General features: G+C 49.6%; 15 protein-coding genes. 7 read left to right on the top strand and 8 right to left on the bottom strand.

Annotated elements, in window-relative coordinates:
* Positions 1-2 precede the first annotated feature (2 nt).
* Complete coding sequence (locus ACO0LL_RS12735; protein ID WP_422951231.1) at positions 3-977, bottom strand: cytochrome D1 domain-containing protein; 975 nt, start codon at positions 975-977, stop codon at positions 3-5.
* Between the two features lie 459 nt (positions 978-1,436).
* Here ACO0LL_RS12735 and ACO0LL_RS12740 point away from each other — a divergent pair, with 459 nt between their 5' ends.
* A complete protein-coding gene (locus ACO0LL_RS12740; RefSeq protein WP_422951232.1) occupies positions 1,437-1,793 on the top strand; it encodes an FKBP-type peptidyl-prolyl cis-trans isomerase in 357 nt (118 codons plus the stop codon).
* Positions 1,794-1,943: 150 nt separating this feature from the next.
* Here the strand turns inward: ACO0LL_RS12740 and orn are convergent, their stop codons facing one another.
* The gene (gene orn / locus ACO0LL_RS12745) at positions 1,944-2,540 is read right to left on the bottom strand and encodes an oligoribonuclease (protein WP_162040688.1); all 597 of its coding nucleotides are present in this window, start codon (positions 2,538-2,540) and stop codon (positions 1,944-1,946) included.
* Between the two features lie 42 nt (positions 2,541-2,582).
* Between orn and ACO0LL_RS12750 the strand changes: the two genes are divergently transcribed.
* From ACO0LL_RS12750 to ACO0LL_RS12770, 5 genes are read left to right on the top strand one after another with little or no spacing between them, the layout of a single operon-like run.
* On the top strand, positions 2,583-3,842 hold the full coding sequence (locus tag ACO0LL_RS12750; RefSeq protein ID WP_422951233.1) for a M48 family metallopeptidase: 1,260 nt from the start codon (positions 2,583-2,585) through the stop codon (positions 3,840-3,842).
* Between the two features lie 10 nt (positions 3,843-3,852).
* Positions 3,853-4,203 carry a 4a-hydroxytetrahydrobiopterin dehydratase gene (locus ACO0LL_RS12755; protein ID WP_422951234.1) on the top strand — a complete coding sequence of 117 codons (351 nt, stop codon included), beginning with the start codon at positions 3,853-3,855 and terminating at the stop codon, positions 4,201-4,203.
* Complete coding sequence (rsgA, locus tag ACO0LL_RS12760) at positions 4,203-5,108, top strand: ribosome small subunit-dependent GTPase A (RefSeq protein WP_422951235.1); 906 nt, start codon at positions 4,203-4,205, stop codon at positions 5,106-5,108. Before ACO0LL_RS12755 ends, rsgA begins: the two co-directional genes overlap by 1 nt.
* Positions 5,109-5,113: 5 nt before the next feature.
* On the top strand, positions 5,114-5,680 hold the full coding sequence (locus tag ACO0LL_RS12765; RefSeq protein WP_422951236.1) for a hypothetical protein: 567 nt from the start codon (positions 5,114-5,116) through the stop codon (positions 5,678-5,680).
* A gap of 52 nt (positions 5,681-5,732) precedes the next feature.
* Positions 5,733-6,359, top strand: coding sequence for an SMI1/KNR4 family protein (locus ACO0LL_RS12770; RefSeq protein WP_422951237.1), 627 nt, complete (start codon positions 5,733-5,735; stop codon positions 6,357-6,359).
* A 16-nt stretch (positions 6,360-6,375) separates the two neighbouring features.
* Here ACO0LL_RS12770 and ACO0LL_RS12775 read toward each other — a convergent pair whose 3' ends face one another.
* The 6 genes from ACO0LL_RS12775 to ACO0LL_RS12800 form a co-directional block, all read right to left on the bottom strand.
* Complete coding sequence (locus tag ACO0LL_RS12775; RefSeq protein ID WP_422951238.1) at positions 6,376-7,119, bottom strand: SIR2 family NAD-dependent protein deacylase; 744 nt, start codon at positions 7,117-7,119, stop codon at positions 6,376-6,378.
* 106 nt (positions 7,120-7,225) lie between these two features.
* On the bottom strand, positions 7,226-7,726 hold the full coding sequence (locus tag ACO0LL_RS12780) for a 2'-5' RNA ligase family protein (protein WP_422951239.1): 501 nt from the start codon (positions 7,724-7,726) through the stop codon (positions 7,226-7,228).
* 25 nt (positions 7,727-7,751) lie between these two features.
* On the bottom strand, positions 7,752-8,888 hold the full coding sequence (locus tag ACO0LL_RS12785) for an alginate O-acetyltransferase AlgX-related protein (protein ID WP_422951240.1): 1,137 nt from the start codon (positions 8,886-8,888) through the stop codon (positions 7,752-7,754).
* 9 nt (positions 8,889-8,897) lie between these two features.
* Positions 8,898-10,295, bottom strand: a complete 1,398-nt coding sequence (locus tag ACO0LL_RS12790; protein ID WP_422951241.1) for an MBOAT family O-acyltransferase — start codon at positions 10,293-10,295, stop codon at positions 8,898-8,900.
* Positions 10,296-10,315: 20 nt separating this feature from the next.
* Positions 10,316-10,972: an alginate O-acetyltransferase AlgF gene (locus ACO0LL_RS12795; protein ID WP_422951242.1), complete on the bottom strand. Its 657-nt coding sequence runs from the start codon at positions 10,970-10,972 to the stop codon at positions 10,316-10,318.
* A gap of 39 nt (positions 10,973-11,011) precedes the next feature.
* A complete protein-coding gene (locus ACO0LL_RS12800; protein WP_162040678.1) occupies positions 11,012-11,671 on the bottom strand; it encodes an SGNH/GDSL hydrolase family protein in 660 nt (219 codons plus the stop codon).
* Positions 11,672-12,186: 515 nt separating this feature from the next.
* Between ACO0LL_RS12800 and argF the strand changes: the two genes are divergently transcribed.
* On the top strand, positions 12,187-13,101 hold the full coding sequence (gene argF / locus ACO0LL_RS12805) for an ornithine carbamoyltransferase (RefSeq protein WP_422951243.1): 915 nt from the start codon (positions 12,187-12,189) through the stop codon (positions 13,099-13,101).
* Positions 13,102-13,474 lie beyond the last annotated feature (373 nt).

Raw genomic sequence — 13,474 nt, forward strand, 5'->3', positions numbered from 1 at the left:
ATTTACATATTGCCGGCACGATTGGCAAAGAAGACGCCATGCGGGGAACGACCAACCGGAATCAGCTTGATGACCTTACGGCTGGCAATATCAATGACAGCCACTTTCTTGATCCAGCGCAGGGTTGCCCACAGGGTTTTGCCATCTTCGCTGACTTCCATACAGTCAGGGCCGCCTGGAACGGGAATAGTGCCGACAATTTCCAGGGTCTGCTGGTCAAGGATGTTGATCTCGTTGGAAGTGCGGTTGGAGACAAAGGTATGACGCTTGTCGCCCAAGGCACGGAAGTTATGCGTACCCTCACCTGCCTTGATTTTCTTGACGGTCTTCTGTGTGCGCCAATCGATGACTTCAATATAATTACTGCCCATAATGCCCACCAGCAAGTATTTATCATCAGGCGTCATGGAAATACCTGCAGGCAGCTTGCCTACCGGGATAGTCCATTTGATTTTTTGAGTTGCCAGATCAATCGCAGAAATCTGGTCACTGCCTTGCTGGGTGATAAAAACCGTCGTGCTGGCTGCATCAAAAGCCATATGGCTAGGCAATTTCGCCAGTGGTACACGTTGTACCAACTTCATCTCCTGGCCGTCAAACTTATAGAAATCAACACGGTCAAGGCGCAGGGAGTTAGAGATAAACCACTTCTGGTCTGGTGAAAAGCCAATCTGGTAAGGGTCGGCAATATCCTTCATGCGGCGCTGTATCTGGCCAGTCTTGGGGTCTAGGAAAACCAGCTCATTGCCAACCGCATTTGCCACGATCAGGGATTTGTTGTCTGGGGTGGCCATCAAATGATGGGGTTCCTTGCCTACAGGAAAGGTGCTGATTTCTTTATAAGTGGCCTGGTCAAGCAGGCTCACAGTGGCATCGCGCGAATTGAGCACCACGACTACATTGGCCTGTGCAGAAAATGCAGAGAGTGCGGAAACCAAAGAAAACGCCAAAGACGACAACAAGATACGACTACGCATGAAAAAGACCGCAAAAAAATAAATCGAACTGGCATTTTACAGCGCATGACAATAAGGAAAGAGCTTTCCTTCAATTGTTTTTGAGATTTTTCACCTAATTTGTCCAAAATCAAGCTTGCCTCTATTGCTGTCAGGGCAAGAAAATAGGTGCAAGTGACCAAATTCTTTTCTTTTGCTCTACAATTGCGCCAGCTTTTTTTAAGATCAGTGATGACGATTCCGGTACTTGATCATCGGCTTCTTTGAAAATTCCCAGAAAAATTACCTGATAGCAATATCTGGCAACATGATGGCAAGTCAATACTATCGCTCTGCATATTGTTTTATTATTTAGCAGATCGAATTGAACGACAGGCTTGAAAGCGGCAAATCTGGCATTAAATAACAGCAACAAATTTAAAGCGTAATAATCGTAACAAGCGTAACAAGCGTAACAAGACGCGATATAAAGGAAAAATAATGAGCACTATTACAACAGTAAGCGGTTTGCAGTATGAAGATAAAGTCATCGGCGAAGGCGCAGAAGCAGAAGCCGGTAACCACGTTGATGTTCACTACACAGGCTGGTTGCAAAATCCTGACGGTAGTGCAGGCAAGAAGTTTGACTCCAGCAAAGACCGTGGTCAGCCATTTTCTTTCCCATTAGGCGCTGGTCATGTGATCAAAGGCTGGGATGAAGGCGTACAAGGAATGAAAGTGGGCGGCACCCGCCTGCTGACTATTCCTTCCAGCCTGGGATATGGCCCACGCGGCGCTGGTGGTGTCATCCCTGGCAATGCAACCCTGATATTTGAAGTGGAATTGCTGGGCGTTTAATCCCCTGCCTTCCTGAGATCAGCATATAAACCCGGGGCTGCGGTTCCGGGTTTGAGTCAAGCGGCACATCTCCCCTCTGATCTTTGAGACAAAAAAGCCAGGCTTTTGCCTGGCTTTTTGCTTATTTTCTACAAATTCGGTGAATACTGTTTATTCTTTAATGAAATGCTCGCGATAGTATTTGAGCTCTTCGATGGATTCCAGAATATCCGCCAGTGCAGTGTGCTTTTGATGCTTCTTGAAACCGGATGCCAGTTCCGGCTTCCAGCGGCGGCACAGTTCTTTCAATGTCGATACATCCAGATTACGGTAGTGAAAGAAAGCTTCCAGCTTGGGCATGCCACGCGCCATGAAGCGGCGGTCCTGGCAAATGGTATTGCCACACATAGGTGATTTACCTGCTGGCACATAGGGCTTCAAGAAGGCGATCAGGGCGGCTTCAGCGTCTGCTTCCGTCACGGTAGAGGCTTTGACCTTGTCGATCAGGCCAGAGCGGCCATGCGTGCCCTTGTTCCAGTTATCCATCTTGTCCAGGGTTTCATCAGATTGATGAATTGCAAATACGGGGCCTTCTGCCAGTACATTCAATTGTGAATCCGTTACCACCACGGCCACCTCAATGATACGATCTGTATCCGGGTCCAGGCCTGTCATTTCCATGTCCAGCCAGATCAGGTTCATTTCATTTGGACGGGCTGGCGTGGCAGGATTTGCAGTGTTTGTTTGAATGTCGGTCGCTTGTGACATAATTCTTCCTTGGCTATTACTTATCGAATGTCACATTTTCCCATGATTTCATCCGTTTTTTCGGTTTTATTCGTTTCCTTCCTGCTGTTGGCACTGATTATTCAGTTCTGGCTGGGCTCCCGCCATATTCGCCACATCCTGCGCAACCGTGCTGCTGTGCCTGCGCAATTCGCAGAAAAGATAGGTCTGGCCTCTCATCAAAAGGCGGCGGACTACACCATTGCCAAGACCAAGCTAGGCATGGCCATGCTGCTGTTGAATGCAGCCGTGCTAATGGGTTTTACCCTGTTTGGCGGCTTGCAATGGCTGTCTGTGCATCTGGTCAAGCTTACTGGCCCCGGCATGTGGTATCAGATCAGCCTGCTGGTGGCATTTGCCATTATTAGCAGCGTGATTGAATTCCCCTTCACCTATTACTCACAATTCGTGCTGGAAGAACAATTTGGTTTCAACAAAATGACAATGAGCCTGTTTTTCACTGACATGATCAAGAATACCCTGATAGGTGCAGTGCTGGGCCTGCCGCTGATATGGGTGATACTGACCCTGATGGAAAAAGCTGGCAGCCTGTGGTGGCTGTACGCCTGGGCATTTTTCATCGGTTTCCAGATGTTGATCATGCTGATCTTCCCGATCGTGATTGCGCCCCTGTTCAACAAATTCTGGCCACTGGACAATGAAGAAGTACGCGAGCGCATAGAAAACCTGAGCAAACGCGTCAGCTTTGCCTTGAAAGGCATCTTTGTCATGGACGGTTCAAAACGCTCTGGCCATGGCAATGCCTACTTCTCCGGCTTTGGTGGCGCCAAACGCATCGTGTTTTATGACACCTTGCTGGAACGTCTGGCACCAAATGAAATTGAAGCCGTGCTGGCGCATGAACTGGGACACTTCAAGCTCAAGCACATTATCAAGCGCATGGCTGTCATGTTTGCTTTGTCGCTGGTCTTCATGGCCATGCTGGGCTTTTTTAAAGAGCAAATCTGGTTCTACACTGGCCTGGGAGTTGATCCCATGTTGCTGGCGCAAAATGATGCAATGGCGATTATTTTATTCATGCTGGTCTTGCCGGTATTTACTTTCCTGTTTTCACCGCTGAGCGCGATCACTTCACGCAAACATGAATTTGAAGCCGATGCCTTTGCTGCCAAACATACGAATGCCAATGACCTGGTCACTGCCCTGGTCAAGATGTATGACGACAATTCCTCTACCCTGACGCCTGATCCCCTGCATTCGGCGTTTTATGACTCACATCCCTCAGCATCGGTGCGTATCAACCACCTGCTGGCAGCACAATAACGGAGACACCATGATCAAATTCACAGACCTGCTGGCGAAGAAATCTCAGCATACAGAAACCGGCCTCGATGATGCCAGCCTGCCCGCCTACTTTGCAGCGACACCACAGTGGACACAAGATGGCCCACGCATCGTCAGGACTTTCCAGTTCAAGAATTATTATGAAACCCTGTCCTTCATCAATGCGATTGCCTATGTGATCCATGCAGAAGACCATCACCCTGAACTGGTGGTGACCTATAACCGTTGCGTCATCAAGTTTGATACGCATACCGTGAATGATGGCAAGGGTGGTATTTCAGAAAATGACTTTATCTGCGCTGCCAAGATAGACGCGATTTTTCAGCAGAGTTTTTCCTGATGGCGCGTCCACAAGCTTTAGTCATTGCTGCCCATGGCCGCCATTACCTGGTACAGGCAGAGATAGATGGGGTGCAAGTCAAGCTCCACTGCGTCACCCGTGGCAAAAAGAGCGATGTCTCGGTAGGTGATATCGTCGAATACGCACTGACATCCAAAAACCAGGGCGTGATAGAAGCCATCACCACGCGCAAGACTTTGCTGTATCGCTCTGACCAGTACAAATCCAAGATGCTGGCAGCCAACCTGACGCAATTGCTGATCGTTGTTGCGACTGAGCCCAGCTTTACCGATGATCTGGTATCACGCGCCCTGGTGGCGGCGGAATCGTCGGGCATCAAACCGCACCTGATCCTGAACAAGGTCGATGTCACTGCCTCCCTGCCCAAGGCAAGAGAGCGCGTTGGCCTGTATGCCAAGCTCGGCTATCCGGTACATGAAGTATCGGTCAGAACAGATCCCGAAGGTACGCGCCAGCTCATGCATAATCTGATGCAGGGGCAAAGCACTATCCTGATCGGCCAGTCTGGCATGGGTAAATCTTCACTGATCAATTTGCTGATCCCCGATGCAGAAATCGCGACCCGCGAAATCTCAGCAGCTCTGGATACAGGCAAGCACACGACCACCTTCACCCGCCTGTATCACATGGATGAGAACTCCTATGTGATCGACTCCCCAGGCTTTCAGGAATTTGGTTTGCACCACCTCACTGAAGGCATGCTGGAACGCGCCTTCCCAGAGTTTTTGCCACATCTGGGCAAGTGCAAATTCTATAATTGCCACCACCACACCGAACCTGGTTGCGCAATTCTGGCAGCAGTCAAGGATGGCGAAATCTCGACCATGCGGCATGACATGTTTGAACAACTTGTGCATGAATCGAAACAGACGGTAGGATACTGAAGCGCATGAATTTAAAAAGAACAGGCCTCATAGCATCACTACTTTTTTTGCAAGCGGGCTATTCCCTTGCACAAACTGCTGACGCTAAAACAGACGAGAAGGATCCATGCAAGCAGATCTATTGTCGTACACCGAACTTTCGGCTTCAGTTGAATAATCAAGAGATATTTGAAAGTGCAATTGAAACACCGCTACCCGTACTGATCAATAATAAATTGATTTCTGTATACCCTGGTGAGACCGTGTTTATAGAAGCGAGTGTAGAGAACGGGGTAATCAAACTGGAACAAGCCGTCGCTACCAACACCCACCCGGAGCGCACTCTGGTTTTCAAATTCGAACAGATGGATAAAAAGAAGGACATGTTCCTCGAAGTGGAAAATCCATTCCCTGAGAATATTAAATTCAAGATGGGATATATGCTGACAGACTCCAGCAAAATATACGCCACTTCCAGTTGCCCGGTAGGTGGCAAACTGAAACTCTTTGAACACTGGCCCTATCCCATCTATCAATTATTGCTTACGCAGGCAAAGGTACTGGGCCCGTCTGACAAGAAAGTATGCAATTAAGCCAGGCTGACGAGCAGTGCGACAAGAAACAGGAGACATTCGAATGCAAGACATGGGTTCAACAGATCAGTGGCCACCACCTGGCTGCCCTGATTTATGCTGGCCAGAACTGCTGACGCCTGAAGACAGGTCAGTCTGGTATCGCGCCGTCATCACCGCCTATGCTGCACTATGGGAAGGGCATGTCAGCCAGGCAGTTTTTGCCCCGGTCAGCGAGAAAGAGGTACTTGAACTGGAACAGCGCTTATCCTGTCAATTGCCAGTTGCATTGAAAGCTTACCACCTTGAATTTGGCGCTCTGTCACTGGCAGAAAAATTATGCAGCGTCAGCTCAGTTGGCGATACTCCTATCCAGCCTTTGCTGGAAGCGTATCCAAGCATCGTTGATATGCTCAAGTACGAAGATGAGCAAGTGCTGGAGCTGTTTGAAGACATGGTAGTCTTTGGTGACTACCTGGGTAACGGCAATATGTTTTGCTTTCTCCGTGACAGCGGCGAAGTCTTTTATTTTGACCATGATGATGGCAGCATGCTTAATCCCTTCTTCACTTCAGTGGAAGAATATCTGGATGCACTGATGATACGCTGCCTGGCAGAAATACATGAGAATGAAGACGCAGGCCTTGACCTGCTGGCCCAGCGCCACGGCACCGGGCTTGTGAGGAAATGGCTGTATTAATTACAGCCCATTCTCATCAGGAAGCGTGCTTATCTGAATCAGGATAGAGGTTGCGATTTTGGTGTTCAGCCAACCAACCTTGACATAAGAATGGAACAATACTGCTCGCCTTGCCACGCATGAACCTGAAGCCATAAGGCAGCTTGTCCATTGCCAGTGCAACCAGTATTTTCTCTGCCCTGCCCCTCGCGGCCCTGACCAATGAAGCTGCGGGAAAAACAGTCAATGAGGTGCCGACCACGAGAACTTTGGCAGCGGTTGCGATATGCCTTCTGGATTCTTCGAGATATTCAACATCTTCACCGAACCAGACTATGTCAGGGCGAAGTTGGGTACCATCTTCACAGAGTTGCCCCAATTGTATGGGCGCAGCATCAATACGGTAACGCCTGCGCGCTTCAGAAGTGCCGCGTGCATGATTCAATTGTCCGTGCACATGAATGACGTTTGAAGAGCCCGCTCTCTCATGCAGATCATCCACATTCTGGGTGATCACAACAACTTCGTAAGCTGATTCAAGTTCAGCAAGAGCAAGATGTGCGGCATTGGGTTGTGCCTCGGCTGCCTGCAACCTGCGTTCATTATAAAATTCCAGCACGACTTCGGGATGGGCTTGCCAGCCGCTGGGACTGGCCACGGCTTCCCAGGAATAGTTATGCCACAGGCCATTTGCATCACGAAAAGTGGGAATTCCGCTCTCGGCGCTGATGCCTGAACCTGACAAGACAACTATTTTATTTGTTTGTATTTCGGCTTTCATAAGCAATGTTGGCGCACTGAAGGAATTTTTCCGTGAAAATTCAACGCCACGGCATCAAGTGAAAGTTCAGCATATCATATGTCGAAAAAATGCCGCCCGAGGTAGCTCAGGCACCAACACTAAATTCATAAGTTTCGAGAACTCGCCAGGGATCATTGCCGCTTTGTTCTATCAGACAAATGCTGGGGAAAACAAGCTGCAAGGGTGTCGGCAGGTTAGCCGCAACGTCAAGAGAATTGCCAGGAGCCTTGGGGTTTCTGGGGTGGGCCAGAGTCATGTGTGGATGCTGCGCCCTGATGTCTTTTGAATCCAGCACAAACTCACGCAGATGAAGAAATGCATCCGCCCCTGCTACGCAATGCATGATCAGGCCGTGCTCGTAGAATATTTCTGCAGCAGCGAAACTCAGGGATATGGCAGGCTGGCGCAAGTTTTGCAGCCGGCTCCTTATCGCGGGTAAATCCCACAGTTCATCTTCGCGGCATAAAGTTATATGTGCAGGGATAAGACTGCTTTGCACAGGATCGACTACACGCCGCACTCGCTCTACATCTATGGCGGCTTGCACAGGTACGAACATGCTCAACTGCTGACGTAAATTTAACATGGCAGAAATCCCAAGCAAATCAGGATTATGACTTAAAAGTCTCCAGCCATTTTTTTTCTGATGCAGTCAGCGTTTTTTGCAGCATACGTTCTGGCACTTCCCAGACTACGACTTTCGGTGGTTGGGTTTTGAATTCTTTACTGTTCAGGTACGCGTAAGCTGCGCCGTCAAAATCCCCGCCATCCTTGGCCAGGTTGGCAACCGGGGCGCCGAGATGCTGGCTCAGGAAAGGAACAAAATTTGCTGCGCGGCTAAAGGATGTACCAACCAGGGCCACGGTCGGCAAGCCTGCATCGCCAAACAAATCATCACTGGCGACTGCTACGGGTGCGACCTTGCTGACCTGGGTAACTTCTGTTGCCGGGCGCATCCATGCAGGCAGGCCTTCAAGATTGGAAACCCGCATGAGGTCGCCAGAACGCTCGGTCGTATTACTTTGTATGGCTTTGGGGTCAGGTGCAGCTGTCGGTTTTTCGACCAGCTTCAACGACTGCAGGCGGTCTGCCAGGGTGGTCGCAGCGACGTTGGCACCGCGCTCATTCCAGTGCGAATCACTGCGGTAGTAACGCTCGCCTGTCATGGCTGACAAAGCTGGTGCAAAGTTCAGCACTTCGACCTTGTTACTTGCGAGGGTGCTGACCCAGTCATTCAAACGGTTGGCAAACCCTGCGGGACGATGCAAGCCACACAGATGATCTTCTTCTATGCGGGTTTTGTCGGGCACGACAGCAACCACCAGTTTGATGCCACGCATTTGCAGGTCAGCGGCTGTCTGGGTAATGATCCTGGCCCTGGCTGCGGCATTCTCTGCTGCATGCGCGTAAGGGGTCAGCTCATCTGACAAAAACAACCAGCCATCGCAGCCACGGCGCACAGAAGCGCCGGTGTCACCGGCGATAGTCCAAGTGACGCCACGTTCAATTTTTGCAAATGGTTTGCTTAACAGGAAGTGCTCATTCAGTTGGGTTGAAAACTGCCGCGTTGCTTCGCCATCCAGCAGACGGTGTATTTTACCTATGCCCTCCCATTTTTCTTCTGGTACATCGCGCAGGGATGTCTGGGTAACGGCAAAACCACCAAGCATGATGACGCCAAAGGCAGCAACAGGGATAAAGCGTGTCCAGCCAGCTTTTTTGGGATCAAAACTAAAACACTCACTCATGATGATCTCCTAAAACTGGAAATACAGGAAGGGAATCGCTTTTTGCCCAGCTAGAACCACGACAGCATAAGCAAAAGTCAGCACTGGCCAGGTCATGCTCCAGCCCGCAAAACCGAGGCCGCCCTGCTTGCCAATTTTGGTGGCAGGATAAACCACGCAAATGAGGCCTAGCACAAAGGTCAGGATGATACTGGGGCGCAGCGCCTGGGCAATCGCGTCACCCATGGCAACACCGTGCATACCAAACTGGCCTGCCCAGATATCAGTGGCAGTAGCAAAACTCTCAGAACGGAAAATTGTCCATGCCAGCATGACAACCAGCAAGGTCAGAGTGCGCGACAAATAATTGGGCATGGATAAACCACGCTGGGTAAATGCGCGGTCACAGCACAGGGCGGTGCCCTGGATGATGCCCCAGATCAGGTAATTCCAGTTTTCGCCGCCATGCCACAAACCACCTATGGCCATCGTCAGCAAAAGATTGATGTAGGTACGAGTTGGACCACCACGGTTACCACCCAGGCTAATATAAAGATAATCACGCAACCATGACGACAAGGTCATGTGCCAGCGACGCCAGAAATCCTGTATCGATACCGCGAGATAGGGATTATTGAAATTTTCCTGGAAATCGAAACCCAGCATCAGGCCCAGGCCTATCGCCATGGCGCTGTAGCCGGCAAAATCAAAATACAGTTGCAGGGTGTAGGCCGCACAAGCAGTCCAGGCATCGATCAAACTGGGATTATGCAAGCCAAAGCCAAGGGTCACGATGGGTGACAAGGTGTCGGCAATCAGGACCTTCATCGAAAAGCCGACCATGAAGCGGCGCACACCGGCAGCAAACTTGTCTATCGAAAAAACACGTTCACGCAATTCGGTGTCGATAACCTTGTAGCGCACAATCGGGCCGGCGATCAGATGCGGGAACATCGCCATATAGGCGCTGAAAGAAATGATGCTGTATTGTGCATCCACCGTTTTGCGGCGCACATCAACAATATAAGAAATCGCATGCAAGACCGTGAAGGACAAGCCTATCGGCAGCATCAGGTTTTCCCACGGTATGGTGGGCATGTCACGGCCAGTCAAAATGGTATTGAGTGAATACACCAGCATATTAGTGTATTTGTACCAGACCAGCGACGACAGGTTGAGGACGATGGCAATCACCATCAAGCGGGTCTTGCGTTGTTCGCTCTGGCTCTTGTCTATCAGTATTGCTGCACCCCAGGCGAGTACCGTCAAAGCGATAATCAGCAACAGGAATTTTGGTGTCCACCAGGCATAGAACAGCCAGCTACCGACCAATAAAGTGTGATTACGAAAACGCTGGGGCGTGACGAGATAAAGTGCAAAGAACAGGGGTAGAAAGAGAGTCAGAAACTCCAGGGACGCAAATACCATGGCCAGAACCCGTAATCAGATCAGGACGTACTGTCGCGTACAAAGAAAGTCTGGCGTGCTTTTTTGCCAGGCATGACAACCACGCTATAACGCTCACCTGGTTGCAACTGCCCCAGGTCTATGGTTTTACCCACGTCCTTGGCATCACAAATCGCCTGGGTTTTCAGGCTGATGGGATTGACAAGACGACGCTGCAGGCTGGCTGGCTTCACTGCTTCCAGTATGGCAGTATTTTTTTCTGCCACATTCAAACCAGCGGCATTACAGGTGCTGTCCAGATTGAGCAAGGCAACCGAGGCTTTGCTGGCATTGAAATCTGTCGGCGTATCTTTGACTACCACCGTTGTTACGCCGGTGCCGTTGCTGACGATGGCAATCGTGACAAATTCACCTGGTTTGGCAACGACTTCGACAGAAGTCTTGGCGTTACCGACCTGCACATTGGCTGCCAGCTTGGCACCCGCCTTAACGGGATAAAAACGGGAAACCCTGGCGTCACCCTGGGCAGCCAAAGCCACTTTGGCGGCGCCATTGACCACATTCGCTTTATCTTCGCTTGCATTGAGAAACCTGACAAAGGATGAATCCTGGGCAGGCCCGGTTTCATACAAAGGATTGTCAGCATGCGCTGCCAGAGTCAAGGCTGAAGTCAGGCAAGCAAAGATAAGCTTTTTCATGTGGGTCAGAGTCCGTATTTATTTTTAATGATTTTTTATTTATTTTTTGATGGTTTGCAAAACTGCAGGAGAAGAAATGGCATTGCCAATTGCAGTACCCCAGGCTTTGTAACCAGCCAGATCAAAATGCTGGCCATCAGACGATGCCCATTCGCCCGGCTTGGACATGGTCAGGGAATCGATGTAAGTACAAGGGGCGACGATCTCGGACAAATAACCGGACATTTCTTTGGCGCGGGCAAAAGTCTTGTTGAACTTGCCGCCTTCAGTACCCCAGGCCGGGCCTACCCAGACGCAACCTACTGCATTGTTTTTAACGCCTTTGGTCAGGCGGGACACCTGTTGCCAGATCCATGTCTTTGGCAATTCAGGCGCAGCATAAGATGCCATGGTGTCGCCATTAACGACAACCACCAAATTAGGTTTGTAGGTTTTGACCAGTTCATTGAAGGGGCGGGTCATCGCGTCTTGCCCGGTTTTCACTTCTACCGGACCATCCTTGATACGGGTAGCGCCACCGCAAGGAGACTGGCTTTTCACCATCCAGTCACCGGCGGCAACACCGCAGGCACCGAAGGAATACACTACGGCACCCTTGCTCATCAAATCATCGTGCAAAGTGGTGATCAGATAATCCGGGGTGGACATATGGCTATCGCCAATGATCAGGACGGTCAGTCCGGCTAACAGAGCGCTCATAGTTTGTATTCTTTACAAAATCATTTAAAAAATATTCGCTGTAGAGTCCTTCATCATTTCTGGAAGACTTATCAGGCGAACTTCATCTGCAAGATGTTTCATTTATTAACACTTGATTGCATTTGCTTACAATTCCCTCGGAATTTCGCGCAACCGCGGCGCTAATCACCAAATATTTATGCAAATACAGCAATGAAATCTAGTTTAAACAAACCAATATGAAATTCCAGCTAGTTGACGAAAGTTCACAAATGCAATTTTCCTTGCGGCAACATCTCAAAAAGACTCTTGTTGCTATGCTCATTCCTTCTATCTGCCTAAAACCATCATTTGATGCTAAGCTTTGGGAGAAGGCAGTAACAAGAAGTGCAAGATCTTCTTTTATGGGCAAACCCAAGTAAAAAGGGTCAAATTTGCCTGCTCCCAGAATTTAATATGGGAAGCCTCGATTAATCCCTTATAATTAAGCAGTTATGACAAGCGGCGGCAAGCTTAACTTGCTGCCCGTTTTATTTATGGCTATCAAACATTTCCTGCAGTTTTCCGATTTCAGCCTGTCCGAGTTTGAATACGTGATGCAGCGTGCCCGCATCATCAAACAGCGCTTCAAGGCTTATCAGACCTATCACCCTTTGTTGGACAGAACCCTGGTCATGGTGTTCGAGAAAAACTCGACTCGTACCCGCCTGTCCTTTGAAGCGGGCATGCATCAGTTAGGTGGTGCAGCGATTTACCTGAATACCCGCGACAGCCAGTTGGGCCGCGGCGAACCGGTAGAAGATGCTGGCCAGGTCATGTCACGCATGTGTGACATCATCATGATCCGCACCTTTGAGCAAGAAATGATAGAACGCTTTGCTGCGAATTCGCGCGTGCCTGTCATCAATGGCTTGACGAATCAACATCATCCCTGCCAGGTGCTGGCTGACGTGTTTACTTATATTGAGCACCGTGGCTCCATCACCGGCAAAAAGGTGGCATGGATAGGTGACGCCAATAATATGCTGTATTCCTGGCTGCAGGCAGCTCAAGTATTCAACTTCCACCTGCATATCTCTACGCCAAAAGGCTACGACATCGATATGACGCAAGTGACGGCAGACCCGTCGCAATACACGGTCTTTGACAGCCCGTCCGACGCTTGCGCCGGTGTCGATCTCGTCAATACCGATGTCTGGACCAGCATGGGTTATGAAGATGAAAACCAGGCGAGACTGAAAGCCTTTGATGGCTGGATAGTTGATGAAGCCAAGATGGCCCGCGCCCATCCCGATGCCCTGTTCATGCACTGTCTGCCAGCGCACCGTGGTGAGGAAGTGTCTGCCGGTGTGATAGACGGCCCGCAATCAGTAGTCTGGGACGAAGCCGAAAACCGCCTGCACGTGCAAAAAGCCTTGCTGGAATATTTGGTGGTGGGCGAGATTCGCTGATCTTGTTACGACCACGGTAATTTTTTGGAAAAGACCTCTCAACACAGAGGCGCAGATGAAAAACCGGAGAAAATCTTGTTACGGCTCATCTAATATGGGTCAAAGAATTTGCGACTTGGACAAGGTCTTTATCCAACTCCAGATTGTACAAGACTGGTATCTGTGATTTTGTTGGGCTGATAAAGCGTAGCCCAACCTACAAAAGATTTGAGTTGGACAATTTTGCTGACTTCTCTCTTTTTAAGTATTTATATAGCTGCAAATTAATTTAAAGAGCAAGCAGACTCATACTGACCAAGAATCGACCTGGATTTTCTCCAAGTTTTTCCTCTGTGTCTCTGTGTCTCTGTGGTGATCTTTTCGGTCTTAAGCC

The organism is Undibacterium sp. TC4M20W, from assembly GCF_049340245.1.
Classification (GTDB): Bacteria; Pseudomonadota; Gammaproteobacteria; order Burkholderiales; family Burkholderiaceae_D; genus Undibacterium.

Coding starts and splice junctions, on each gene's coding strand:
- ACO0LL_RS12740 (WP_422951232.1), top strand. CDS start 1,437: ATGAGCACTATTACAACAGTAAGCGGTTTGCAGTATGAAGATAAAGTC.
- ACO0LL_RS12780 (WP_422951239.1), bottom strand. CDS start 7,726: ATGTTAAATTTACGTCAGCAGTTGAGCATGTTCGTACCTGTGCAAGCC.
- orn (WP_162040688.1), bottom strand. CDS start 2,540: ATGTCACAAGCGACCGACATTCAAACAAACACTGCAAATCCTGCCACG.
- ACO0LL_RS12755 (WP_422951234.1), top strand. CDS start 3,853: ATGATCAAATTCACAGACCTGCTGGCGAAGAAATCTCAGCATACAGAA.
- ACO0LL_RS12795 (WP_422951242.1), bottom strand. CDS start 10,972: ATGAAAAAGCTTATCTTTGCTTGCCTGACTTCAGCCTTGACTCTGGCA.
- argF (WP_422951243.1), top strand. CDS start 12,187: ATGGCTATCAAACATTTCCTGCAGTTTTCCGATTTCAGCCTGTCCGAG.
- ACO0LL_RS12775 (WP_422951238.1), bottom strand. CDS start 7,119: ATGAAAGCCGAAATACAAACAAATAAAATAGTTGTCTTGTCAGGTTCA.
- ACO0LL_RS12750 (WP_422951233.1), top strand. CDS start 2,583: ATGATTTCATCCGTTTTTTCGGTTTTATTCGTTTCCTTCCTGCTGTTG.
- ACO0LL_RS12765 (WP_422951236.1), top strand. CDS start 5,114: ATGAATTTAAAAAGAACAGGCCTCATAGCATCACTACTTTTTTTGCAA.
- ACO0LL_RS12735 (WP_422951231.1), bottom strand. CDS start 977: ATGCGTAGTCGTATCTTGTTGTCGTCTTTGGCGTTTTCTTTGGTTTCC.
- ACO0LL_RS12785 (WP_422951240.1), bottom strand. CDS start 8,888: ATGAGTGAGTGTTTTAGTTTTGATCCCAAAAAAGCTGGCTGGACACGC.
- rsgA (WP_422951235.1), top strand. CDS start 4,203: ATGGCGCGTCCACAAGCTTTAGTCATTGCTGCCCATGGCCGCCATTAC.
- ACO0LL_RS12770 (WP_422951237.1), top strand. CDS start 5,733: ATGGGTTCAACAGATCAGTGGCCACCACCTGGCTGCCCTGATTTATGC.
- ACO0LL_RS12800 (WP_162040678.1), bottom strand. CDS start 11,671: ATGAGCGCTCTGTTAGCCGGACTGACCGTCCTGATCATTGGCGATAGC.
- ACO0LL_RS12790 (WP_422951241.1), bottom strand. CDS start 10,295: ATGGTATTTGCGTCCCTGGAGTTTCTGACTCTCTTTCTACCCCTGTTC.